The sequence below is a fragment of the Actinomyces timonensis genome (assembly GCF_040702965.1).
Taxonomy (GTDB): domain Bacteria; phylum Actinomycetota; class Actinomycetes; order Actinomycetales; family Actinomycetaceae; genus Actinomyces; species Actinomyces timonensis_A.
The window spans coordinates 411,413-434,661 of sequence record NZ_CP159989.1; the positions used below are offsets into that span (position 1 = coordinate 411,413).

Sequence of the window (23,249 nt, forward strand, 5' to 3'; positions counted from 1 at the left end):
GCCCCTCCCGGAGCGCGCGGGGCGGGCTTGGGCCCATGGGGCACAATCCCACCGTGACTCTCAGTGGGCTCCTCCTGGGCGCCGTCGACCGCATCCGCCCGTCCACCGCGCCGGACCCGGCGGCGGTATGGCCGGGGATCCTCCTGCTCGTCCTCGTCCTCGTCCTGGCCGTGCCGACGGCGCGGCGCTGGGGGCGCGCGACGGTGACCGTCATCCACGAGGCCGGGCACGCCGGCGTCGGGCTCCTCGTCGGCCGTCGCTTCGAGGGCTTCACCGTGGACGCCAGGCTCGGGGGCCGGGCGATCACCAGCGGGCGCAGCCGGGGTCCGGGCAGGATCGCCACCGCGTGGGCGGGCTACCCCATGCCCGCGCTCATCGGCTGCCTCCTCGTGCGGGCGGCACTGGGCGGCTGGGTCGGCCCGATCCTCACCCTCGCCCTCGTCGCCGAGCTCGCGCTGCTCATCAAGTCCCGATCGGCGCGCACTCTCGGGCTCGTCCTCCTCGTCATCGCCGCCACCGCCGCCCTGTGGTGGGCGGGCTCCAGCGTCGTGCGGGCGGGCCCGCTGGCCCTCGCGCCCCGCGACGCCCTGACCGCGGGGGCCGGCCTGGTGCTCCTCCTGGGCGCCTGGGACGCGCTGCGCGACGTCGTCGCCAGCCACGACCCGCGCCAGGACCACGGCTCGCTTGCCGGGCTCACCCGTCTGCCGGGCTGGTTCTGGCTGGGCACCTGGTGGCTGGTGATCGCCGGCGCCACGGCGTGGTCCGCCTGGGGCCTGGCGCGCAGCGCCGGGTGGGTGTGAGCGCCCCGCTCGCCCTGGCCCGCTAGCCCGCTGGCCTGAGCGCTGGCGCCAAGGAGCGGTTCCCGGAGCGCAGGCCAGGGCGGCCCGGCGGGGCCGGGGTGAGCCGCGCCGATGGTGAGGCCGCGTGCGCCGCCGGGTGGTGGCACACTTGGCCCCGCTGATCTATTTTCCTGGGTCGGTCCTGTTGAAAGGGGTCCCAACCATGTCCCGAGCACCGCTTGCCGTCCGCGCCCTCCTTGCCGGCCCCTTCATCCACGGGGGCTGGACCCAGGTCGGCGGTGCTGACCTCCTCGCCAGCCAGGCCGAGCCGATCGCCGAGGCCCTCAACGCCTCCGCCGGGCCTACCGCTCAGGCCCTCCTCGGCCGTGAGGTCACGGGGAGGGACCTCGTCCTGCTCAACGGCGGGGCGATGATGGCGGGCGGCGCCGCGCTTGTGGCGGGCGTGGGGACGCGCTGCGCCGCGGGCGGCCTCATCCTGTCCCTCATCCCCACCACCATTCAGGGCAAGGCCTTCTGGAAGGAGGAGGGCTTCAAGCGCTCCCAGAAGCTCCAGGGGGCGCTCACCAACGGCGCGCTCGTCGCCGGGCTGGCGCTCCTGGCGCTGCGGGGCTCCCGCCGTCGGCGCTGATCGAGCCCGCGGCGCGAACCCGCCCGCCGCGGACCCGCCCGCGGCGCGGGACCCGCAGTTGGCGCGGGCCCGACCGCTCCGGTGCTCAGGCCAGGCCGAAGCCCTGCTGCTCGACGGCCCCGCGCATATCGCCACGGCCATCCATGTACATGCGGCTCGTGGCCCGCACCACCGCCTGGCGCCAGGTCCGCCCATCCAATCCCTGCGAGGCGCGGAAGGCGGCATATGCCTCCTCGTAGGCGGGGAGCCAGGACTCCAGCGCGGGTGCGGGGTCGAGATTGCGCCGCACGACGGCCTCCTGGGCCGGACGGGGGTGGATCCCGCCGACCCGCGCGGGGTCGGGGCGCCCGAGGGCCATGCCGACCACCACGTAGGAGCGGCGGGGGAGGGTGAGCAGCTCGCAGAGCGCTGCCTCCAGATTGCGCATCGATCCCAGGTAGCAGGCGCCCAAGCCCATGGACTCCGCCGCGACCACCGCGTTCTGCGCCGCCATGGCGGTGTCGATGGAGGCGGTGAGGAAGGAGTCGAGGTGGTCCAGGCTGCCGGTGCCGGCCCCGGCAGCCGTCAGGATCTCCTCATTGCGGGAGGCGTCGGCCACCCACAGCAGGATGGTGGGAGCCCGCCGGATGAACGCGAAGCTCTCCGACTGGTTGGGGGAGTCGGCCAGGTCCATGATCCGCTCGCGCAGCACGGCGTCGTCGACGACGATGACGCTCCACAGGTGCAGGTTGGAGGAGGTGGGCGCGGACTGCGCGGCGGCGATGATCGTGGCTAGCTGGCGCTCGGTGAGGGGGTCGGGGGTGAAGGCCCGCACCGAGCGGTGCGCCAGCATCGTCTCGACGGCGGGGGCCCACTCCAGGTCCTCGGGGCGGGACTGGGCGCCGTAGCGGTTGGAGAGGCGCTGGGCGCGGCGGGCGGCCTTGCCCGGCGAGCCGGTGCCAAGGGTGGGGCTGGCGTCGTCAGTCATGCGCCCATGATGTCAGGAGAGCGCCAGGGGCGCGTCAAGAAGGGGGCGCCGCTGCCTGGACGTCCTATTGGTCCCAGAAGAACGGAGGGGCCCGCAGCGCCGTTCCACAGTGCTGCGGGCCCCTCCACGTGGAGCGGATGACGGGAATCGAACCCGCGCTATCAGCTTGGGAAGCTGAGGTTCTACCATTGAACTACATCCGCAGATGCTCGCCACGAGGCGCGCGGGAGCAGCATACCCCATCGCGGCGCCCATGTGGAATCGCCGGGCGAGCGCCCTGCCGCCCATCCCCTTCGTGCCGGATGCCCGCCATGCCTGAGGGGCGTCGTTGCCGGGAGGGCCGAGGCGAGTCGGTTATTGTTTAGGGTGGCCCGCCTACGGTCGGCCTCGCTCCCCAACGACTGATGGAAGGTGCTCCCGATGAGCGATCCCAATGCTTTTGCTGGCGACGCCACACTCGCTGAGGGGCCGGGCCCTGGCGCCCGGCAGTCAGCGCCCTATTTGGGCACGGGCGCGTACCCGGCGCAGGGCTACCAGGCTCTCGCCTCCCAGGGCCCGTACGCCGGCCAGCCGATGGCGCCCCAGGTCGCCTACGGGCACAACCAGAAGTCGAAGGTGGCCGCAGGCCTGCTCGGCATCTTCCTGGGCGCCCTCGGCATCCACAACTTCTACCTCGGGCACACCGGCAAGGCCATTGCCCAACTGCTCATCACGATCCTGTCCATCGGCATCTTCTCCTTCATCTCGGGCATCTGGGGTCTCATCGAGGGCATCCTCATCCTATGCTCGGTGCCGGGCGCCCGGCCTTGGGGCGTGGATGCGCAGGGCGTGCCGCTGTCCAACTGAGTGATCGGGACGGCCATGGCTGGTCTCGGCGACAGCCTGCCGGCCGCGGCCGGCGGCCGCGCCTGGCACAATCGCCCCGTGCTCCTCTCCGACCGTGACATCCGTGCCCAGCTCGACGCCGGCCGCGTGGTCCTCGACCCCTGCGACCCGGAGCTGATCCAGCCCGCGTCCATCGACGTCCGGCTGGATCGCTCCTTCCGGCTCTTCGACAACCACCGCTACCCGGTCATCGACCCCGCTATCGAGCAGGATGGGCTGACCCACCTCATCGACGTCGGCCCCGACGAGCCCTTCGTCCTGCACCCCGGCGAGTTCGTCCTGGGCGCCACCTACGAGCGCGTCACCCTGCCCGACGACGTCGCCGCCCGCCTGGAGGGCAAGTCCAGCCTCGGGCGCCTCGGGCTGCTCACGCACTCCACCGCCGGCTTCATCGACCCCGGCTTCACCGGCCACGTCACCCTCGAGCTCAGCAACACGGCCACCATGCCGATCAAGCTCTGGCCCGGGATGAAGATCGGCCAGCTCTGCTTCTTCCGACTGTCCAGTCCCGCCGAGGCCCCCTACGGCTCGGGCGCGCGCGGCTCGCGCTACCAGGGGCAGCGGGGGCCCACGGCCTCCCGCTCGCACCTGGCTTCGACCGCCTGCGCATCGAGGACGCGGGCCTTCCCGTCCGGGAGTCCGAATGAGCGCCTCCTCCGGGGACCTGGCGGTCTCCCTGCCCGTCGACACCACCACCTTCACGGCCACCTCCATGCTGCCGGTCGGCCTCGTGGACTCCCGCCACCTGCTCGTCCTGGCTGACGACGTCGTCGTGGAGGAGGTCGAGGCCCTCGCCCTGTCCCTGGACGAGCGCGCCGGCTGGGTGGGGGCCTCCCGCCTCCAGCTTCTCCCCGGGCGCCGAGCTCCACGGCCCGTGGGCCCTCGACGGCGCTATGCGCCGGATGCTGGGCCTGCCTGACTGGGCCGCCCAGGTCATGCTCCTGGAGTGCGCCCCCCAGCGCGCCGGCGCGCTGCCCCCGAGCTGGCCGGCGTGGACCCGATGGCCGACGCCTTCCCCACGGCCATGCCCACCGGCGCCGAGCTCGTCGCCCTCATCCACCTGCGCGCCATCGCCCGGCGCCTCGCCGGCGCCATCCGCTTGGTCGACACCTCGCCCGACGACGGCGAGGCCCGCATCACCCTTGTGGTCCCGGACTCGGAGTCCTCGGTGATGCTCGCCATCTACGCGCCGGTGTGGATCGCCCCGGACGCGCTGGCCGCTCTCCTCGACCCCGTCGCCCCGGGCGCCGTGCCCGCCCTGGAGACCCCCGCCCCGCGCGGCGCGGTCGGCTTCGACGCTCTGTCCCACGACGACCTGGAGCGCCTCACCGAGACCATCGGCGCCGACGTCCTGGACGCGGTCTGGCGGCGCACGGAGCGCGAGCGGGCCCGGGCCGAGCGCGAGGAGGCCGAGGCCCTGGCCGCTGGCGAGGAGCTCGTCGAATACCGCGAGGGCTACGCCGTCGTCGCCCCGATCGACCCGGGGGCCCCCGGCTGGGGCGGTATCGAGGTCCGCGTCGAGGGGACGAACGAGCTGCCGGTCGCCGTGCGGGGAGAGCCCTGGGCCGCCGACGGCGTCGTCGTCACCTCAGTGGTCTGGCGGCCGGTCGACATCGCGGACGCCCACGCCCTCACCCCCAGTCGCACGCGCCGCCGCGAGCGCGCCGCGGCGCGGGAGCTCATCGAGCGCGTGGCCGCCACGATCGCCCGCGAGTCGGGAGGAGTCATCGTCGACGAGGACGGCTTCCTCGTCGGCCTCGACATCCTCTGAGGGCGCCGACGCCGTGTCCGATCGTCCACACGAGACGGTTATTCCTGATGCCGGTTGACCTGTGCTGTTGCCATAGGCGATGCTGATTTGACACCGATCCGTGCTCAGGCGTTATCGTCTTGATCGTCAGACATCTGACACTCCCCGTCCGCTAAGACCCCAGGCAGCGTTGCCGAGCACTGAACGGATCCCCTATGAGAACTCATCACCCCCGTATCCCAGCGATCCTGGGCGCCGGCGCCATCGCGCTCACCGGGCTCACCATCGCCCCGACGGCGCAGGCGGCCAAGACCGCCGATGGCCGTATGGACGTCGTTATCACCCAGGTAGGAGCCCCTGCGAATGGGCTCTACAGCGTCGGAAGCACCCTCATGTTCGATCTCCAGGTGACCAACCTGGACGCAGAGGCCCGTTCCTTCTCGGTCGACAAGACCAATCTGGGGGGAGAGGTCCAGAAGTGCCGGTGGAGCCGCATCGAAGCCGGCGCGAATAAGGTGGACTGCGTGGGCTTCGCCACTCACACCGTCACGGCGGAGGATCTCGCCAGGGGCTCCTTCACCCCGGAGATCTCCTACAAGATGCAGCAGCCCGCCTACAAGGGGGCGGTCCTCAACACCCCGGAGACCGTCCGCGGCGCCACCGTTCCGATCAAGCCCGCCCCTCCCGGGCAGGACGTGCCCAAGGGCCCGCAGGAGCCCGAGGAGGAGAAGGGCGACTTCCCCAAGGCTGAGCCCGCGCCCCTCCCGGACGCCTCGGCGTCGCTGCCCGCCTCGATGAGCGACGGCACCGTGGTGGCCACGGGCACCCCCACGGACAATGTCCGCATCCCCGCGATCACCACCGCGCCCAACGGCGACCTCCTCATGGCCCACGACATGCGGCCGATCACCGGCTGGGACGCCTCCGGGGGCGATTCCCCCAACCCGAACCACATCGTCCAGCGCCGTTCCACTGACGGCGGCAAGACCTGGGGCGCGCCCACCTACATCCACAAGGGTGACACGTCGTCGAGGCAGACCCGCATCGGGTACTCCGACCCCTCCTACGTCGTCGACTCGGCCACGGGGACGATCTTCAACTTCCACGTGAAGTCCTACAACGTCGGCTTCGTGGCCTCCCGGCCCGGTACTGACGTGCAGGACCGCAACGTCATCCAGGCCGAGGTCTCCACCTCCACGGACAACGGCCACACCTGGACCCACCGCGTCATCACCCCGGACATCACGAACGACGCCTCCTGGTACTCCCGATTCGCCGCCTCCGGGCAGGGGATTCAGATCCAGCACGGCGAGCACAAGGGGCGCCTCGTCCAGCAGTTCACCATTCGCTCGGGCGCTCCTGGCGCTTTCCAGCAGCGGGCCGTTTCCGTCTACTCCGACGACCACGGCGCCACTTGGAAGGCCGGGACCCCTGTCGGCACCGGCATGGATGAGAACAAGGTCGTCGAGCTCTCCGACGGCCGGCTCATGATGAACTCCCGCCAGTCCAGCGGCGAGAAATTCCGCAAGGTGGCCACCTCCTCCGATGGCGGCCAGACCTGGTCCGAGCCGGTCTCGGACAAGAACCTGCCGGACGCCATGAACAACGGCCAGATCATCCGTGCCTTCCCCAATGCCGCCCCGGGATCGGAGCGCGCCAAGGTCCTCCTGTTCACCAACTCCCCGAACCAGTCGGGGAGGCGTGACCAGGGAACGATCTCGCTGTCCTGCGACGACGGCGCCACCTGGGCGCGCAAGCTCTTCCGCAAGGAGTATGTCGGCTACACGACGCTGGCCGTGCAGCGCGACGGCTCGCTGGGCCTGCTCAGCGAGGACGTCATCAACAAGCGGATCACCTACCGCAACTTCTCCCTGGCCTGGCTGGGCAGCGACTGCGCCGCCCTCAAGGACGCCCCGAGCCCGGGGCCGAAGCCCGAGGCGCCCGCTCCCGCGCCGAAGGCCGGCTGGGAGAAGGACGGTGACAGCTGGCGCTACCGCGACGCTGATGGCCACCTCGTGACCGGTTGGCTCAAGGACGGCGGCGCCTGGTACTACCTGCGCGCCGATGGGACGATGGCCACCGGGTGGGTCAAGGACGGCGGCGCCTGGTACGCCTTCAAGGGCAATGGCGCGATGCGCACCGGGTGGTTCAAGGACGGCGGCGCCTGGTACCTCCTCAAGGACAACGGCGCCATGACCACCGGCTGGGCCAAGGACGGTGGGAAGTGGTACCACTTCGCTGACAATGGGGCGATGAGCACCGGCTGGATCCGCCTGGCCGGCGCCTGGTACCACCTGGGCGCCAGCGGGGCGATGACCACCGGTTGGCTCCAGGAGGGCGGCTCCTGGTACTACCTGCGGGCCAATGGCGCCATGGCCACTGGCTGGGTCTCGGTCGGCCCGAGCCGCTACTACATGGACCCCTCCACGGGGGCCTGGCGCGGCTGAGGCTTCATGGCGAGGCTGATCGGGGCCCGCGCGGGGCTGGGGACTCCCAGTCACCGCGCGGGCCCCGACGCGTGGCGCCGAGCGGCGCTGATGACCCCGAGGCGCGCCGGTCGCGCCCACTGGCGCGTGCTGCCCGCTCTAGCGGGCGCGGACGGGCCCGGTGGGGCGGGGCGCGGCGGCCCGCGCCCGGTCCCTCATCACCAGGTGCGAGCGGGCGGCATCGGCCCGGCGATCATCCCATCGCAGGCCGGTGAAGGCCGCGGCCGCGTCCAGGGCCTCCCCCCAGGCGGGGCGGTCCTGCCCGCGCTCGCGGCTCACCGCCAGGTAGTGGCGCAGCAGGCCGGCGCAGGCCAGGGCGTCGTCGAGCGCCGTGTGATGCGCCGCGAGGGGGATGCCGGCCGCCTCGCAGCACGCGGTGAGACGACGCGACGGCGTCGTGAGATAGTCCCGGGCGCGGCGCATGGTGCAGACCTGGGGGATGGGCGCGTCGGCGTCGAGGACGCCGAGACCGCCCAGCGCGTGACTGAGGAAGCCGAGGTCGAAGCGGGCATTGTGGGCCACGACGACCCTGCCGGCGAGGTCCCGGGCGATGAGATCCGCCAGATCGGCTATCCGCGGCGCCCCAGTCACGTCCGAGCTGGTTAGGCCGTGAATGAAGGTTGGCCCGACCTCGCGGGTCCCGTCGGGCCCGGGGCCTGGATCCACCAGCGAGGTCCAAGCGCCCTCGATCCCGCCACGCGCGTCAAGGTGGACGAGGCTGATCTCCAGGATCGCGTCCGCACTGGGGGACAGGCCGGTGGTCTCCAGGTCGACGACGGCATAGCCCGGCTCCAGCGGTCGGGCGGGGGCGGGGCGGGGCATCCCCCGCATCGTATCCGCCCCTTCCCTTCACCGAGACCGGTCGAAAATATGATCGAGACCGGTCCGCGGACCGGTCTCGATCATATTTTCGACCGGTCTCGGCGCCTAGGGGAGGGCGAGGACCTGGTCGTTCAGCGCGGTCCAGGTGCGCCGGTGCGCCTGGCTGAACGGGCGCTCGCCGAGGAAGACCGCCTGGCGCCCGGCCGCCGGGTCCACCCAGAGGAAGGCGCCGGACTGGCCGAAGTGCCCGAAGGTCGCGGGCGAGTTGCCGGTGCCGGTCCAGTGCGGCTGCTTGTCGCCCCGGATCTCCATCCCCAGGCCGAAGGGATTGGGATTCTGCCTCCCGTAGCCGGGCAGGACGCCGGCCAGGCCGGGGTAGACGGGGGTGCGCGCCTGCTCGGCGAGCCCGGCCCCGAGCAGGCGGGGAGCGGCGAGCTCGCGGGCGAAGACCGACAGGTCGCGGGCGTTGCCCTGCCCCGAATGCGCCGGCGAGCCGGGGATGAGCACGCTGGCCATGCCCAGGGGCTCCAGGACGGTGGTCTCCACCCAGCTCTCCAGGTCCGTGGCCGTGGCCTCGGCGAGGCGCCGCCCCAGGATCTCGATGCCCCGGTTGGAGTAGACGCGCCGCGTCCCCGGGGCGGCGAGCGCCTCTCCGGAGTCGGGGGCGACGCCGCTGGCATGGGCGAGCAGGTGGCGGATCGTCGCGCCGTCCAGCCCTTCCCCGGCGGGGTCGTCGAGGCCGAGCATGCCGCGCTCGACGGCGATGAGCGCCGACCAGGCGACGATCGGCTTGGTCACGGATGCGAGGGGAAAGACGGCGCCGAGGTCGCCCGCCTCGGCGATGATCCGGCCCCCCTCGGTGACGACGAGCGCCGTCGGAAAGTCGAACAGCCCCAGCGCGGGGATCGAGTTGTTGGTCATCTGCGCCTCCTCATCCGCCTCAGTGGAGGCAGAGCCGCTGGTCGTGCAGGACATCGAGGATCGGGGCCTGGGCTGCCCGCCCCTGCCCGACCATCCGCGCGATCTGCTCGGTGAAGCTGTCCACGCGGCGCGAGGCGTCCCGAAGGTCGTAGTACTCGGTGACGCGCTCGTCGTAGGCGGCCAGCGCCTCACCGTGCTCCTCCAGCGCCGGGTAGGAGTCGATGCCGACGGTGATCTCCTCCGGGAGGCGCGGCTTGTACTGCGGCTCCTGCGCCGGGTGGCCCACGAGGAGGCCGAGGAGGGGGAAGGTCCGCTCGGGCAGCCCCAGGGCGGCGATGAGCCCGGCGGGATCGCCGAGTATCGAGCCGAGGTAGCAGGTGCCCAGGCCCAGGGACTCCGCGGCCGCCACCATGGACTGCGCGGCAATCATCGTGTCCTGGCATCCCTGGAGGAAGGCGTAGGCGCGCTCCAGGGGCTCGAGGGAGGCCCCCGCGCGCTCACGGATGACGGCGTTGCGGTGCAGGTCGACGACGAGGACGAGCAGCTCGCCGCGATCCCCTCCCACGTAGGGCTGCCCAGAGGCGGCGTGGACGGCCGCGCGCGCGGCGGCGCCGCGCGCGCGGATGATCGTCGCCTGCTGGAAGTAGGAGGACGTGGCCGAGGCCCGCGCGACGCTCAGCAGGGTCCGCATGACCTCCTCGCCCACCGGTTCTTCCGTGAAGGCGCGGATCGTGCGGTGCGCCAGGAGCGCGTCGATGGTCGTGTTGCGCACCGGCGCCGTCATCGGCTCGCGCAGGGCCCGAGGCGCCGACGGCGTCGCGGGGGAGGCCGGGGCGCCCGAGGGGGGCGGCGACCCGGCTGGCGAGGGCGTTGCAAGGCTCATGCCCCGAGCCTAATGCGGCCCGGGATCCCCGCCGCGCCGCCGCCCCGGTCAGGTCAGGTCGACGATGACGGGCACGTGGTCGGAGGCGCCCTTGCCCTTGCGCTCATCGCGGTCGATGAGGGCGTCGCCGACCCGCGCCTCGAAAGCCGGCGAGCCGTAGACGAAGTCGATGCGCATCCCCTCGTTCCTGGGGAAGCGCAGCCTCTGGTAGTCCCAGTAGGTGTAGTTCGTGACGCGCTCGCGGGTGGCCTCCACCATCCCGAGCGCCTCGAAGGAGCGGAAGGCCTCCCGCTCGGGGGCCGAGACATGCGTGGCCCCCTCGAAGGCGGCCATGTCCCACACGTCCTCGTCGTGGGGCGCCACGTTCCAGTCGCCGACCAGCGCCAACGGGAGGGAGGGATCGGCGGCGAGCCGGGAGGCGACGGCGTCCTTGAGCGCGGCCAGCCAGGCGAGCTTGTAGGCGTAATGCGGGTGGCCGAGCTCGCGCCCGTTGGGCACGTACAGGCTCCACAGGCGCACCGGCGCCCCATCCCCCAGCGCCTCGCCGACGGTCGCCCCCAGGGCCCGAGCCTCCACGACCGCCTCAGCGCCCTCGCTCGCGGCCCAGGCCGGCTGCCCGGGGAAGGACGCGGCGACGTCGGTCAGGCCCACGCGCGAGGCGATCGCCACCCCGTTCCACTGGTTCAGGCCGTGGACGGCGAGCTCGTAGCCCGCCGCCTCGAAGGGCTCGCGGGGGAACTGGTCGGGACGGCACTTGATCTCCTGCATCGCCAGGGCGTCGATGCCATGGCGCTCCAGGACGGCCACGACCCGCTCGACTCGGGTGCGGATCGAGTTGACGTTCCATGTGGCGATGCGCATGGCGGCAGGCTACCGGCCGGCACGCGCATCGCGCTCCCACCGGGTGGGACGCGCGGCACCGCCCGGCGGGGGGGGGCGTCCGGCGCTCCGGTGAGGCTAGCCTGTGCCCATGGGAACCGCACTCATCACCGGAGGGACGTCCGGCATCGGCCTGGAGCTCGCCTGGCAGCTCGCCGAGGCCCATCACGATCTGGTCCTCGTCGCCAGGGACGCGGCAAGGCTCGCCGCCGTCGCCGAGGAGATTCACCAGGCGGCGGGCGTCGGCGTCCAGGTGATCGACGCCGACCTGTCCCTCCCCGACGACCTCGAGCGCGTGGCCTCCCGCCTGCGGGGCGGTGAGACCGGCGCCGTCGTCGGGGCTCAGGGCGTGCACAGCGCCGAGCAGGTGGCGGCCCGCCCCATCGACCTGCTCGTCAACAACGCCGGGTTCGCCGTTGGCCAGGCCTTCGTCGGCGGCGACCTGGGACAGGAGAGGCGCGCCCTCGACGTCATGGTCGGCGCCGTCATGACCCTCACCCACCAGGCCCTTCCCGGCATGGTGGGGCGCGGGCACGGCGCCATCCTCAACATCGCCAGCATGACCGCGCTGACCGCCATGGGCACCTACGCCGCTCACAAGGCCTGGGTGCGGACCTTCACCGAGGGGATCGCCACCGAGCTCGTGGGCACCGGGGTGACCGCCACCGTCGTCAATCCCGGTCTGACCCGTACCGAGTTCCACGATCGCGCCGGCATGGATGGCTCCCACTGGCCCGAGGTCATGTGGCTCGACGCCGCCGACGTCGCCCGCGCCGCGCTCGCGGCGGTGCGCCGGGGCCAGGTCATCTGCACGCCGTCGGTCCGCTACCAGGTGGGCAACGCGGCGCTGAGGCTGGCGCCGAGATGGTTCGTGCGCCGCGTCGCCGGGCACGCCTCGGCCAGCACCCAGTACTGACGCTCACGCCCCTCGCCCCGGTGGGCGGCTCCGCGTCGGCGGGGGCCGATGAGCGCTCCGGTTCGCGGTAGGCGGACTGGCCTCGATGAAGGACGATCGTCCTGCCATGATGACGACATGGCTGAGATCACCCTTCACGGAGACCCCATCACGACTATTGGAACCCTGCCTGCCGTGGGGACCGAGGCCCCCGCCTTCGAGCTCGTCGGCGCCGACCTCGCCCCGGTGACGAGCGAGTCCCTGCGCGGCAAGCGCCTCGTGCTCAACATCTTCCCGTCCATCGACACCGGCGTGTGCGCCGCCAGCGTGCGCGAGTTCAACAAGCGCGCCGCCTCCTTGGAGGACACCACCGTCCTGTGCGTCTCGGCGGACCTTCCCTTCGCGCACGCCCGCTTCTGCGGCGCCGAGGGCATCGACGGCGTCGTCACCGCCTCGAGCTTCCGCTCCACCTTCGGCCACGACTACGGCGTGACCATCGCCGACTCCCCAATGGCGGGGCTGCTCTCGCGCGCCGTCGTCGTCCTGGACGCCCAGGGCGCTGTTGTCCACGCCGAGCAGGTCCCCGAGGTCGGGCAGGAGCCTGACTACGAGGCCGCGATCGCCGCGCTCTCCTGAGCCCCGGCCCCATCCGGGTCCCGGCCGCCCAGTCGGGAGGCCGGGACCCGGATCGTCTAACCTTGGGGCGTGAGCACCAATGATCCCCAGCGCGCCCGCCTGGCCGAGCTCGTCGGCGAGCTCGCCGTCGTGCGAGGCGCCGTCACTCTCGCCTCCGGCCTGACCTCTGATTTCTATGTGGACATGCGCCGCGCCACCCTTCATCATGAGGCCGCCCCCCTCATCGGCCACGTCATGCTCGATGCGCTCGAAGAGGCGGGCCTGACCACCGAGGACTACGACGCCGTCGGCGGCCTCACGATGGGCGCGGACCCGGTGGCCACGGCGATGATGCACGCGGCGGCCGCCCGGGGCCTGGAGCTGGACGCCTTCGTCGTGCGCAAGGCGGCCAAGGACCACGGCATGAAGCGCCGCATCGAGGGCCCGGACGTGGCCGGCAGGCGCGTCATTGCCCTGGAGGACACGTCCACCACGGGCGGCTCCCCCCTGGAGGCGGTCGAGGCCCTGCGTGAGGCGGGTGCCGAGGTCCTGGCGGTCGCCGTCGTCGTGGATCGGGCCACCGGGGCGCGCGAGCGCATCGAGGCCGCCGGCCTGCCGTACCTCGCCGCCCTGGGCCTGGCCGACCTCGGGCTGGGGTAGATCCTCGCGGTCCAGTCCGCGGTCGACCTGTCTTTCGATAATCGAAACTGCCGCGTACGCTTGAGGCCATGGGTTCCATCGGCGCGCGCATCGAAGAAGCGTTGGTCGAGCGCGACCAGACTCAGGCGGCTCTGGCTGCCGCCGTCGGCCTGAGCGAGTCGGCAATGTCCAAGGCCCTCGCCGGGACCCGCTCCTTGTCGTCCATCGAGGCCGCGCTCATCGCTGAGCATCTCGGTGTCACGATGCACTGGCTCGTCACCGGTGAGGCGGATCCTTTCGAGGTCCGCGCGCCTGCGCGGCACAGCTATGATCGACCCGCGGGAACCTATTCGTGCGATCCCTCCGCTGATCTGCAGGTGCTTGAGGACATCGCCCTGGTCTACCGGCAGGCGCAGCTGACGTGAGGGACCTGAGCGTCCAGCAGGCTGCCGCACGTGCTCACTCGGCGCTGGGGATCGACAGGAACCAGGTGTATGAGGCACTGACCACCTTGAAGGAGCGCGATCGTCACGTGCGCCCTTCCGACCCGACGGGTGACGACCAGATCGTCGACGGGCTGCGGAGGAAGCAGGAACAACGTGGGACGCGGCGCCGTGGTTGACGTTGCTCAAGAGTCATACGGTCCCGACGATCGAGCCTCTCTGCCGGCGGAGCAGGACCGGCCGGCGGACGTCCGGCAGGTCGGCGTCGGACCCTGGCCCGGGGGTGAGGCCGCCTGGCCGGATGATCCCCGCTACGATCTCGAGCTGCTCTCCGGCGGGGACCGGCGCAACGTCGTTGACCGCTACCGGTACTGGAGCGTGGAGGCCATCCGCGCCGACCTCGCCTCCCGCGCGCACCCGTTCCAGGTGGCCATCGAGAACGTCAGCCAGGACCTCAACATCGGTTCCATCGTGCGCAGCGCCAACGCCTTCAACGTCTCCGGCATCCATATCGTGGGGCGGCGCCGCTGGAACCGTCGCGGCGCCATGGTGACCGACCGCTACCTCGACGTGCGCCACCACCCCGACCCGGAAGGCCTCCTCGCCTGGGCGACCGCCGAGAGGTATGAGCCGATCGCCATCGACAACGGCCCCGGCTCCACGCCGCTGGAGCGGGCGCGCCTCCCCGAGCGCTGCCTCATGATCTTCGGCTCCGAGGGCCAGGGCGTCAGCGAGGAGCTCCTCGCGGGCTGCTCCCGACTCCACCGGATCGGGCAGTACGGCTCCACCCGGTCCATCAACGTGGCCGCGGCCGCCGCCGTGGCCATGCACGTCTGGATCCTCCAGCACGGCGGCCCCGCGCCCGACTGACCGTGCGGCCGCCAGCGCCGCTGGGCCACCCGCCGCGCCGCCGCGCCCGAGTCGGAATGAGCCGGCGTCCCGGGACCATCGCCCGGTACCCGATGGACTCGATCCGTGGAAGAATCGGTGCCGCACCATTGCCACATCTCACCAGGAGGCACCCAGTGGCCATCGCTACCCCGGAGTCGTACGCGGACATGCTTGATCGCGCGAAGGCTGGCAAGTACGCCATCCCCGCCATCAACGTCACCTCCTCCCAGACTCTCTCCGCCGCCCTCAAGGGCTTCGCCGACGCCGAGTCGGACGGCATCGTTCAGATCTCCAACGGTGGCGCCGCCTACTGGTCCGGCTCCTCCCGCGCTGACAAGGTGAAGGGCTCGATCGCCTTCGCCGCCTACGCCCGCGCCGTCGGCGACCTCTACCCGGTCCAGATCGGCCTGCACACCGACCACTGCCCCAAGCCGATGCTCGAGCCCTGGATCCTCCCGCTCCTCGAGATCGAGGCCGAGCAGGTCAAGCGCGGTGAGCTCCCGATGTTCAACTCCCACATGTGGGACGGCTCCGCCGAGTCCCTCGACGACAACATCGAGATCGCCGTCGACATGCTCGCTCGCGCCAAGGCCGCCAACGTCATCCTCGAGATCGAGATCGGCGCCGTCGGCGGCGAGGAGGACGGCATCAAGGGTGAGGAGAACGCCAACCTCTACACCACGGCCGACGACGCCTGGCGCGCCATCGAGGCCCTGGGCCTGGGCGAGAACGGCCGCTACATCACCGCCCTCACCTTCGGTAACGTCCACGGCGCCTACAAGCCCGGCCACGTCAAGCTCCGCCCGGAGATCCTCGGCGAGATCCAGGACGACGTCGCGGCGCGCCTCGGCGACCGCCTGTCCACCAAGGTCGGCACCCAGGACTCCCCCTTCGACCTCGTCATGCACGGCGGCTCCGGCTCCACCGACGAGGAGATCGCCACCGCGGTGCGCAACGGCGTCATCAAGATGAACGTGGACACCGACACCCAGTACGCCTACACCCGCCCCGTGGCTGACTGGATGCTCAAGAACTACGACGGCGTCCTCAAGATCGACGGCGAGGTCGGCAACAAGAAGACCTACGACCCGCGCGCCTGGGGCAAGGCCGCTGAGAACGGCATGGCCGCCCGCGTCGTCGAGGCCTGCGAGCGCCTCGGCTCCGTCGGCTCCGCCAAGCGCTGATCCGGGCGAGGCGCCGTGTCCGAGCGCCTCACTCGATGGACAGCCCCTCGCGCTGTCTTGCGCTGTCCGTCATCCGGAAGACAGGTGGCCCCGATGCCGCATAGGCATCGGGGCCACCTGTTGGTTACCGCGGTGACAAGGGCAGTGTCCTCAGCGCCGATGGTGGCGCTGGCGAGGCCGCGCGTGGCCTGCAAGATTTGCTGCAAGTGGGGCAGGTTGTGCAATGATGGGGTGTCGCCCGCGACATCGGGCCTACCCATGGCTCGTCGAGCGGGCAGTCGCTCGCGATGGGCCTTCCTCGCCCTCGCGGTTGTCTTGTCCAAAGGAGGACCTCATGCGACTCGTTTCCCGCCGCTCGATGCTCGGTGGTTCCGCCGCACTCGCCGTTGCTGCAACCTTGGCAGCGTGTGGCGACTCCGCATCCTCGGATCAGGGTGGCGTCTACTTCCTCAACTTCAAGCCCGAGGCCGAGGAGGCCTTCAAGGCCATCGCCGAGGCCTACAAGGCCAAGACCGGCGTCGAGGTCAAGGTCGTCACCGCCGCCGCCGGCAAGTACGAGGAGACCCTGACCTCCGAGGTTGCCAAGTCCGCCCCGCCCACGCTGTTCAACATCAACGGCCCGGTCGGCCTGGCCAACTGGAAGGACTACGCCACCGACCTGAGCGGCACCGCCGCCGCCAAGGCTCTCACAGACGCCTCGCTCGCCCTCAAGGGCGACGACGGCAAGATCTACGGCGTCCCGCTGGCCACCGAGGGCTACGGCATCATCTACAACAAGGCCATCCTCGACAAGTACTTCGCCATGGATGGCGCCAAGGCCGCGAGCGTCGACGAGATCAAGGGCTTCGCCAAGCTCAAGGAGGTCGTCGAGGACATCCAGGCCAAGAAGGGCGATCTCGGCATCAGCGGCGCCTTCGCCGCCACCTCGCTCTCCCCGGGCGAGGACTGGCGCTTCCAGACCCACCTGGCGAACTACCCCGTCTTCTACGAGCTGCGCGACCTGGGCGCCACCGATTCGAACGAGCTCAAGCTCACCTACTCGGAGAACTACAAGCAGATCTTCGACCTCTACCTCAACAACTCCACCATCGCCCCCACGGAGGCCTCCGCTAAGGCCGTCACCGACTCCATGTCCGAGTTCGCGCTCGGCAAGTGCGCCTTCGTGCAGAACGGAAACTGGGCCTGGTCCCAGATCTCCGAGGTCGAGGGCAACACCGTCAAGGAGGAGGACATCCACTTCCTGCCCATCTACGTGGGCGTCGAGGGCGAGGAGAAGTACGGCATCGCCCTGGGCACCGAGAACTACCTGACGATCAACGCCGAGGCCTCCGACGCCGCCAAGGAGGCCACCCAGGCCTTCCTCGACTGGCTCCTCACCGACGCCGAGGCCGCCAAGATGCTCGTCGACAAGTCCGTCGTCTCGGTGTCCCCCTACTCGGCGTTCTCCAGCCTCACCCCGGCCGACCCGCTGGGCAAGGAGATCGTCTCCTACCTCAACAACAACGCGCTCTCCCCCGTCAACTGGGTGTTCCCGACCTTCCCGAGCCAGGAGTTCAAGGACCAGCTCGGCCAGCACCTGTCCCAGTACGCCTCCGGCAAGGAGGACTGGACCGCGGTCAAGGACTACTTCGTCAAGGGCTGGGCCGAGGGCAAGGCCAAGGCCTGATCCCCCCGCTCCCGCGGCAACGCTCCGCCGACGGCGCCCGGTCATCCGACTGGACGCCGTCGGCTGAGCCATCCACCTCCCGCCTCCATTCGGCCCGGCAGAGCCGCCGGGCGCTGTAAGAGGAATCATGAACAGCGCACTCAAGAAGTACTTCCCGATATTCGCCGGCCCCACGATCCTGGCCTTCCTCATCGCCTTCCTCGTCCCGTTCTTCATGGGGCTCTACCTGTCCTTCACCAAGTTCAAGACCCTGACGAACGCCAAGTGGGTGGGCCTGGAGAACTACTCCAAGGTCTTCGAGTCGGACTTCGGCTCGGCGCTGTGGTTCACGGTCATCGTCTCGGTGATCTCCATCATCACCGTCAACCTCGGGGCCTTCACGCTGGCCTACCTGCTGACCCGCAAGCTCAAGGGCACCAACTTCTTCCGCTCGGTGTTCTTCATGCCCAACCTCATCGGCGGCATCGTCCTGGGCTTCACCTGGCAGGTCATGCTCAACGCGATCCTCAAGCACTGGGGCCAGACCATCGTCAATGACTGGCGCCTCGGCCTCCTCGGCCTCATCCTGCTGGTGAACTGGCAGCTCATGGGCTACATGATGATCATCTACATCGCGGGGCTCCAGAACGTTCCGCCCGAGCTCATCGAGGCCGCGCAGATCGACGGGGCGAACGGGTGGACGACGCTGCGCAACGTCACCATCCCGATGGTCATGCCCTCGATCACCATCTGCCTGTTCCTCACCCTGGCGAACACCTTCAAGATGTTCGACCAGAACCTGGCGCTGACCAACGGCGCCCCGCTCAAGCAGACCGAGATGGCGGCCCTGAGCATTTACAACACCATGTACCACGTCCGCAACCAGATGGGACAGGCGCAGGCCGCCGCGGTGATCTTCTTCCTCATCGTCGCCGCGATCGCGCTCGTCCAGCTGCGCGTCACCCGCGCCAAGGAGGTCGACGCATGAGCGCCGCCAGCACCGCCATCCGTCCCACCGCCGCCCCGGCCGTCGCGAGGGCCGCCGAGCCCCGCCGGAGCATGGGGAGGACGATCACCACCGCCCTCCTGGCGATCCTGTCGCTCGCGTGGCTGGTCCCGTTGGTCTTCATCCTGATCAACTCCTTCAAGGGCCGCTTCTACATCTCCGACAGCCCCTTCTCCCTGCCCACGGGCGAGCGCTTCTCCGGATTCACCAACTACGCCTCCGGCCTCAAGCTCAACGGCTTCGCGCAAGCCATCGGCTGGTCGCTGTTCATCACGGTGGGCTCGGTCGCGGTGATCCTCCTGCTGACCGCTATGACCGCCTACTACATCACCCGGGTGAAGACCTGGTGGACCTCCGTCATCTACTACGTCTTCGCCTTCTCGATGATCGCCCCGTTCCAGCTCGTCATGTTCCCCACATCCAAGGTGGCCGACCTGCTAGGACTGGCCACCCCGTGGGGGATGATCGTGCTCTACCTCGGCTTCGGCGGGGCTCTGTCCGTGTTCCTCTTCGCCGGGTTCATCAAGTCGATCCCCATGGAGATCGAGGAGGCCGCCTACATGGACGGCTGCTCGCCGCTGCAGACCTACTTCCGGGTGGTCATGCCGCTGCTCAAGCCGACGGCGGTCACGGTCGCCATCCTCAACACCATGTGGGTGTGGAACGACTACCTCCTGCCCTACCTCGTCATCGGCCACGACGAGAACTACAAGACCATCCCGATCGTCATCCAGGCGCTCACCGGCTCCAACGGGAACAAGGACCTGGGGGCGCAGATGGCCATGCTCGTCCTGGCGATCATCCCGATCGTCGTCTTCTACCTGGTGAGCCAGAAGCACATCATCGAGGGCGTCGCCGCGGGCGCCGTCAAGGGCTGACGTGGCCGGACTCCTCCGTTTCGACTCGCCCTTCCACAGGGCGTGGTCAGCGGCCGCGGACCTCGTCGTCATCAACGGGCTCACCCTCCTGGGGTGCCTGCCCGTGGTGACGGCGGGGTCCGCCCTCGTCGCCTGCCACCGCGTGGCCATGGAGATGGCGCGGGAGGAGGATGTCTACACGGTCCGCTCCTGGTGGCGCTCCTTCCGCGTCAACCTGCGCGGCTCGCTGGCCTGGTGGCTGCCCATGCTCTGCCTCATCGCGCTGGCCGTCGTCGAGCTCGTCGTCCTCGGCGGGCGGGCAGGCGCCGCGCCCCAGGGGAGCCCCTCCCGCCTCGCCTCGGGCGCCTCAGGCCTCGTGCTGGCGGGCGCCCTCGCCCTGGCCGGCGTGGCTTCCTGGCTCCTTCCCCTCGTGGCCTTCTTCGACAACACGGCCTCCGGGCACCTGGGGAACGCCCTGCGCCTGGCGGTGGGGGCGCTCGGGCGCACGAGCCTGTGCCTGGTCATCGCCGCGGCCCCTATCGCCCTGTCCCTCGTGCTGCCGAGGGCGCTGCCGGCCGTGGCCTGGTTCATGGTCATCATCGGCGTCGGCTTCCAGGCCTACCTCATCGCCCTCGTGCAGCGCGGCGTCATCGACCGCCTCCGTCGGGCCGCCGGCGCGCCCGACGCCTGAGCGCTGATCGGCGGGCTCGGGCGCACCCGGCTCTCGGGTAGCCTGGGCGGCGGCGCGCGCACCTGCCCGCCCCAGAGCAACAGGAGAGAGACATGCCAGGCATTGTCGTCGTTGGAGCCCAGTGGGGCGATGAGGGGAAGGGCAAGGCGACTGATCAGTTCGGCCAGGACGTCGACTACGTCGTCAAGTTCAATGGAGGGAACAACGCCGGCCATACCGTCGTCATCGACGGCGAGAAGTTCGCCTTCCACCTCCTTCCCGCGGGCGTCCTCACCCCTGGCGTGACCCCGGTCATCGGCAATGGCGTCGTCGTGGACCTGGAGGTCCTCTTCGCGGAGATCGCCGAGATCGAGGCACGCGGCAAGGACGCCTCCAACCTGCGCATCTCCGCCAGCGCCCACCTCATCCCCTCCTACAACCGCGTCATGGACCAGGCCACCGAGCGCTACCTCGGTGACCGTCAGCTCGGCACCACCGGGCGCGGCATCGGCCCCACCTACGCGGACAAGATGAATCGCGTGGGCCTGCGCGTGCAGGACCTGTTCGACGAGTCGATCCTGCGTCAGAAGGCGCGTAGCGCCCTTGACCAGAAGAACGGGGTCCTCACCAAGATCCTGGGGGCCGACGCCGTGGACCCCGATGCGGTCGCGGATGAGCTGCTGTCCTACGCCGACCGCGTGCGGCCCATGGTGATCGACTGCGGCCTGGAGCTTAACAACGCCCTCGACGCGGGCAAGACCGTCCTCTTCGAGGCGGGGCAGGCGACGATGCTCGACATCGACCACGGCACCTACCCCTTCGTCACCTCCTCCAACCCCACCGCCGGCGGCGCCTGCACCGGCACAGGGGTCGGTCCCACGCGCATCGACTCCGTCATCGGCGTGGCCAAGGCCTACACCACGCGCGTGGGGGAGGGCCCCTTCCCGACCGAGCTTACCGATGCCATGGGCGAGCGCCTGCGCGCCGAGGGAGGGGAGTTCGGCGTGACCACGGGCCGCCCGCGCCGCTGCGGGTGGCACGACGCCGTCGTCACCCGGTACGCCGCACGCGTCAACGGACTGACTGATCTCGTCCTCACCAAGCTCGATGTCCTCACCGGGCACGAGGAGATCCCCATCTGCGTGGCCTACGACGTCGACGGTGAGCGGACCGATGAGATGCCGCTGACCCAGACCGGCTTCCACCACGCCACGCCCATCTACGAGATCATGCCCGGCTGGAGCGAGGACATCACGGGCGCTCGGGAGTTCTCAGACCTGCCCCGGTCCGCGCGGGATTATGTGGAGCGCATTGAGGAGCTGGCGGGCTGCCGCGTCTCGGCGATCGGCGTGGGCGCCGGGCGCGAGGCGACGATCGTGCGCCACAGGCTCCTCGGCTGACGGCGCCCGCCCGCCCACGCGGCGCCGCCCCCGCGCGGGTGGGGGCGGATCGGCGAGATAGGAGCCCCCGGCATCAGCGGATGCCGGGGGCTCCTATCGCGTGGCCGGGCCCACGGGCCGGGCCCACGGGCCGGGCCCACGGGCCGGGCCACGCTCAGCTGCTCTCAGTACTGACCGCCGTAGGGCTGCTGGGGCGGCTGCTGGTAGGCCTGCTGCCCGGGCTGGGCGTACTGCTGCGGGTAGCCGGGCTGCCCCGCGCCGTAACCCGCAGTGGGGCCGTACCCGGGCTGCATCGGCTGGCCGGGGACCGCGGGCGCGCCGTAGGGCAGCGCCGAGGCGGCGACCTTCTTCTTCTTGGAGGCGACGACCACCGCCACGATGCCACCGATGACGAGCAGGGCCACGCCCCCGCCGACGCCCAGGATGAGGGGGAGCTTCGAGTCGGAGGAGCCGGAGGAGGAGCCGGAGCCCCTGCCCTTGTCCTTGCCGACGGCGCGCAACGTGGTGTCGGATTCGGTCAGGATGTTCTTCCAGGTCACCTTCGTTCCATCAACCGTGGAGCTGCCGGAGTTCTCGGTCACCTCGCCGGGGAAGGCGACACTGGCCGAGAGGGCGACCCCGGGAGGCGTGCTCCGCGAGCTGTCCCGCATGTTGGACACGTCCCAGGTGAAGACGTACGTATCGCCCTCGTGCTTGATGCCGTCGCCGTTGGTCGACTTCGTGTCACTCAGCTTGACGCCCTTCATCTCCATCGTGCACGAAGGGCCGCCGTCCTTGTCCCCGAAGGTGTAGGTCGGCTTCACCCCATTCGGGAGGCCGGAGCTGCTGAATCCCTGGCTGGCCATCGTCTCCTCCGTGCAGGATTCCTTTGTCAGGACTCCGGAGTTCGTGCTGTCCCATGCGACCATCGTCATGTCGAAGGTGTCGTCTTCATGGATCTTGAAGTCGACGCTGCCACCGCAGGCGGCGAGGGTGAGGGCGGTGGTGGGCAGGAGGAGAGCCGTTGTGATCTTGCGGCGCAGCGAGGAGATAGCCATAGGAGCAGCATACGGATGGGGAGCCCCGGCGCACTAGGGGAGCGCGCCCCATGGCGCCGTCGCGCGGAAAGCGCCGCGGGGCTGTCAGCCCCGCGCTCGGCGGCGCATGAAAGCAGCCGTCGCCACGGCCGCCGCCAGCGCGGCCGTGCCGCCGATCACCCACCAGGAGTAGCGGTCCCAGAAGCCCAGGCCGGCGTTCGCCCGCGCGTATCCGGTGGCGCGGATGCCGGCGACGAGCGCATCCGTGTCCTCCCAGGTGACGGTCCTGCCGTCGACGCGGCCGCCGCCGCCGTCGACGACGGCGCCCGGGAAGGTCACCGAGATCCTCGAGTCGAGCGGCGCCGCGGTCGGCCCGACCGCGGCGCCCGGGGGCGCGGAGCCCTGGGGCCCCTGCGAGTCGCCCCTCCCCGAGGGGGTCGCGGCGCCCGTCGGGACCGTGAGGCGATCGGTGAGCGTCGTCAGCTCGACCACGTACAGATCGCCCTCACGCGCGACGATCGCGCCCGGGGCCGCCTGGTCGGACGAGGGGATCTCCACGCCGCTCACGGTGATCTTGCAGGCGATCTCGGCGTCATCGGCCTCGAGGACCTCGGCCCGCGAGCTCGCGGAGGTGCCCGCGACGGCCTTGTCCGCCAGGCTCTGGCAGTCATCCTCGGACTTGAGGACCTTGCCCGTGGAGTCCCGCATCTCGACGACGGCGCTGTACCGGCCGTCCTCGCCGATCTCCATCTCGAGGTTGGCCGTGCAGGCGCTCAGCGCCATGGTCAGGGGCGCGGCGAGCGCGGCCAGGCGGGCCGCGCGGCCCCGTCGGCGGAGGGGGCGCGCGACGCTGGCGATTCGGTCAGGGTCCATGCTCATCACGGCTCGACCGTACCCCGGCTGGCGAGGGCGCCGGGGCTGTTGACGGGCGCGATGAGGATGCCGAGGATGTGGCGCAGGCCATGGC

At 70.8% G+C, this 23,249-nt stretch carries 25 protein-coding genes and 1 tRNA gene; 18 read left to right on the plus strand and 8 right to left on the minus strand.

The window, feature by feature from the left end:
* The first annotated feature begins 53 nt into the window (after positions 1–53).
* Complete coding sequence (locus ABXS69_RS01760) at positions 54–800, plus strand: M50 family metallopeptidase (RefSeq protein WP_366180902.1); 747 nt, start codon at positions 54–56, stop codon at positions 798–800.
* Between the two features lie 202 nt (positions 801–1,002).
* The gene (locus ABXS69_RS01765; RefSeq protein ID WP_366180903.1) at positions 1,003–1,428 is read left to right on the plus strand and encodes a DoxX family protein; all 426 of its coding nucleotides are present in this window, start codon (positions 1,003–1,005) and stop codon (positions 1,426–1,428) included.
* A gap of 85 nt (positions 1,429–1,513) precedes the next feature.
* Here ABXS69_RS01765 and ABXS69_RS01770 read toward each other — a convergent pair whose 3' ends face one another.
* Both ABXS69_RS01770 and ABXS69_RS01775 read right to left on the minus strand, forming a co-directional pair.
* Positions 1,514–2,395, minus strand: coding sequence for a nitroreductase family protein (locus ABXS69_RS01770; protein WP_366180904.1), 882 nt, complete (start codon positions 2,393–2,395; stop codon positions 1,514–1,516).
* A gap of 129 nt (positions 2,396–2,524) precedes the next feature.
* A tRNA-Gly gene (locus ABXS69_RS01775) sits at positions 2,525–2,598 on the minus strand.
* Between the two features lie 217 nt (positions 2,599–2,815).
* On the opposite strand from ABXS69_RS01775, the gene ABXS69_RS01780 reads away from it, so the two are divergent.
* The 5 genes from ABXS69_RS01780 (at position 2,816) to ABXS69_RS01800 (ending at position 7,477) form a co-directional block, all read left to right on the plus strand.
* Positions 2,816–3,241 (plus strand): TM2 domain-containing protein, encoded by a 426-nt coding sequence (locus ABXS69_RS01780; RefSeq protein ID WP_366180905.1) that lies wholly within the window; start codon positions 2,816–2,818, stop codon positions 3,239–3,241.
* 78 nt (positions 3,242–3,319) lie between these two features.
* On the plus strand, positions 3,320–4,042 hold the full coding sequence (gene dcd, locus ABXS69_RS01785) for a dCTP deaminase (RefSeq protein WP_366180906.1): 723 nt from the start codon (positions 3,320–3,322) through the stop codon (positions 4,040–4,042).
* Positions 3,993–4,199 carry a hypothetical protein gene (locus ABXS69_RS01790; RefSeq protein WP_366180907.1) on the plus strand — a complete coding sequence of 69 codons (207 nt, stop codon included), beginning with the start codon at positions 3,993–3,995 and terminating at the stop codon, positions 4,197–4,199. The genes dcd and ABXS69_RS01790 overlap by 50 nt, the downstream gene beginning before the upstream one ends.
* A 27-nt stretch (positions 4,200–4,226) precedes the next feature.
* Positions 4,227–5,051 carry a hypothetical protein gene (locus tag ABXS69_RS01795; protein WP_366180908.1) on the plus strand — a complete coding sequence of 275 codons (825 nt, stop codon included), beginning with the start codon at positions 4,227–4,229 and terminating at the stop codon, positions 5,049–5,051.
* Between the two features lie 194 nt (positions 5,052–5,245).
* Positions 5,246–7,477 (plus strand): exo-alpha-sialidase, encoded by a 2,232-nt coding sequence (locus tag ABXS69_RS01800; RefSeq protein WP_366180909.1) that lies wholly within the window; start codon positions 5,246–5,248, stop codon positions 7,475–7,477.
* A 138-nt stretch (positions 7,478–7,615) separates the two neighbouring features.
* Here ABXS69_RS01800 and ABXS69_RS01805 read toward each other — a convergent pair whose 3' ends face one another.
* From ABXS69_RS01805 to ABXS69_RS01820, 4 genes are all read right to left on the minus strand, one after another.
* Positions 7,616–8,338 (minus strand): 3'-5' exonuclease, encoded by a 723-nt coding sequence (locus ABXS69_RS01805; RefSeq protein ID WP_366180910.1) that lies wholly within the window; start codon positions 8,336–8,338, stop codon positions 7,616–7,618.
* A gap of 105 nt (positions 8,339–8,443) precedes the next feature.
* Positions 8,444–9,259: a serine hydrolase domain-containing protein gene (locus ABXS69_RS01810; protein ID WP_366180911.1), complete on the minus strand. Its 816-nt coding sequence runs from the start codon at positions 9,257–9,259 to the stop codon at positions 8,444–8,446.
* A gap of 19 nt (positions 9,260–9,278) precedes the next feature.
* The gene (locus ABXS69_RS01815; protein WP_366181503.1) at positions 9,279–10,043 is read right to left on the minus strand and encodes a nitroreductase family protein; all 765 of its coding nucleotides are present in this window, start codon (positions 10,041–10,043) and stop codon (positions 9,279–9,281) included.
* 147 nt (positions 10,044–10,190) lie between these two features.
* Positions 10,191–11,003 carry an exodeoxyribonuclease III gene (locus tag ABXS69_RS01820; protein WP_366180912.1) on the minus strand — a complete coding sequence of 271 codons (813 nt, stop codon included), beginning with the start codon at positions 11,001–11,003 and terminating at the stop codon, positions 10,191–10,193.
* Positions 11,004–11,112: 109 nt separating this feature from the next.
* Between ABXS69_RS01820 and ABXS69_RS01825 the strand changes: the two genes are divergently transcribed.
* From ABXS69_RS01825 to ABXS69_RS01875, 11 genes are all read left to right on the plus strand, one after another.
* On the plus strand, positions 11,113–11,937 hold the full coding sequence (locus ABXS69_RS01825; RefSeq protein WP_366180913.1) for an SDR family NAD(P)-dependent oxidoreductase: 825 nt from the start codon (positions 11,113–11,115) through the stop codon (positions 11,935–11,937).
* 117 nt (positions 11,938–12,054) lie between these two features.
* Positions 12,055–12,552 (plus strand): thiol peroxidase, encoded by a 498-nt coding sequence (gene tpx, locus ABXS69_RS01830; protein WP_366180914.1) that lies wholly within the window; start codon positions 12,055–12,057, stop codon positions 12,550–12,552.
* Positions 12,553–12,621: 69 nt separating this feature from the next.
* Positions 12,622–13,191 carry an orotate phosphoribosyltransferase gene (gene pyrE / locus ABXS69_RS01835; protein WP_366180915.1) on the plus strand — a complete coding sequence of 190 codons (570 nt, stop codon included), beginning with the start codon at positions 12,622–12,624 and terminating at the stop codon, positions 13,189–13,191.
* 68 nt (positions 13,192–13,259) lie between these two features.
* Entirely contained in the window at positions 13,260–13,595 is a 336-nt protein-coding gene (locus tag ABXS69_RS01840; protein ID WP_366180916.1) for a helix-turn-helix transcriptional regulator, read from the plus strand.
* A 189-nt stretch (positions 13,596–13,784) separates the two neighbouring features.
* Entirely contained in the window at positions 13,785–14,483 is a 699-nt protein-coding gene (locus ABXS69_RS01845) for a TrmH family RNA methyltransferase (protein WP_366180917.1), read from the plus strand.
* A gap of 155 nt (positions 14,484–14,638) precedes the next feature.
* Positions 14,639–15,688 (plus strand): class II fructose-bisphosphate aldolase, encoded by a 1,050-nt coding sequence (gene fbaA / locus ABXS69_RS01850; RefSeq protein ID WP_366180918.1) that lies wholly within the window; start codon positions 14,639–14,641, stop codon positions 15,686–15,688.
* 334 nt (positions 15,689–16,022) lie between these two features.
* Positions 16,023–17,354: an ABC transporter substrate-binding protein gene (locus ABXS69_RS01855; RefSeq protein ID WP_366180919.1), complete on the plus strand. Its 1,332-nt coding sequence runs from the start codon at positions 16,023–16,025 to the stop codon at positions 17,352–17,354.
* A gap of 127 nt (positions 17,355–17,481) precedes the next feature.
* The gene (locus tag ABXS69_RS01860) at positions 17,482–18,321 is read left to right on the plus strand and encodes a sugar ABC transporter permease (protein ID WP_366180920.1); all 840 of its coding nucleotides are present in this window, start codon (positions 17,482–17,484) and stop codon (positions 18,319–18,321) included.
* The gene (locus tag ABXS69_RS01865) at positions 18,318–19,217 is read left to right on the plus strand and encodes a carbohydrate ABC transporter permease (RefSeq protein ID WP_366180921.1); all 900 of its coding nucleotides are present in this window, start codon (positions 18,318–18,320) and stop codon (positions 19,215–19,217) included. The genes ABXS69_RS01860 and ABXS69_RS01865 overlap by 4 nt, the downstream gene beginning before the upstream one ends.
* 1 nt (position 19,218) lies before the next feature.
* On the plus strand, positions 19,219–19,887 hold the full coding sequence (locus ABXS69_RS01870; protein ID WP_366180922.1) for a DUF624 domain-containing protein: 669 nt from the start codon (positions 19,219–19,221) through the stop codon (positions 19,885–19,887).
* A 92-nt stretch (positions 19,888–19,979) separates the two neighbouring features.
* Positions 19,980–21,266, plus strand: a complete 1,287-nt coding sequence (locus tag ABXS69_RS01875; protein WP_366180923.1) for an adenylosuccinate synthase — start codon at positions 19,980–19,982, stop codon at positions 21,264–21,266.
* 164 nt (positions 21,267–21,430) lie between these two features.
* Here ABXS69_RS01875 and ABXS69_RS01880 read toward each other — a convergent pair whose 3' ends face one another.
* Together ABXS69_RS01880 and ABXS69_RS01885 are read right to left on the minus strand one after the other, a co-directional pair.
* Positions 21,431–22,303, minus strand: a complete 873-nt coding sequence (locus ABXS69_RS01880; protein WP_366180924.1) for a hypothetical protein — start codon at positions 22,301–22,303, stop codon at positions 21,431–21,433.
* A gap of 84 nt (positions 22,304–22,387) precedes the next feature.
* The gene (locus tag ABXS69_RS01885; RefSeq protein WP_366180925.1) at positions 22,388–23,155 is read right to left on the minus strand and encodes a hypothetical protein; all 768 of its coding nucleotides are present in this window, start codon (positions 23,153–23,155) and stop codon (positions 22,388–22,390) included.
* Positions 23,156–23,249 lie beyond the last annotated feature (94 nt).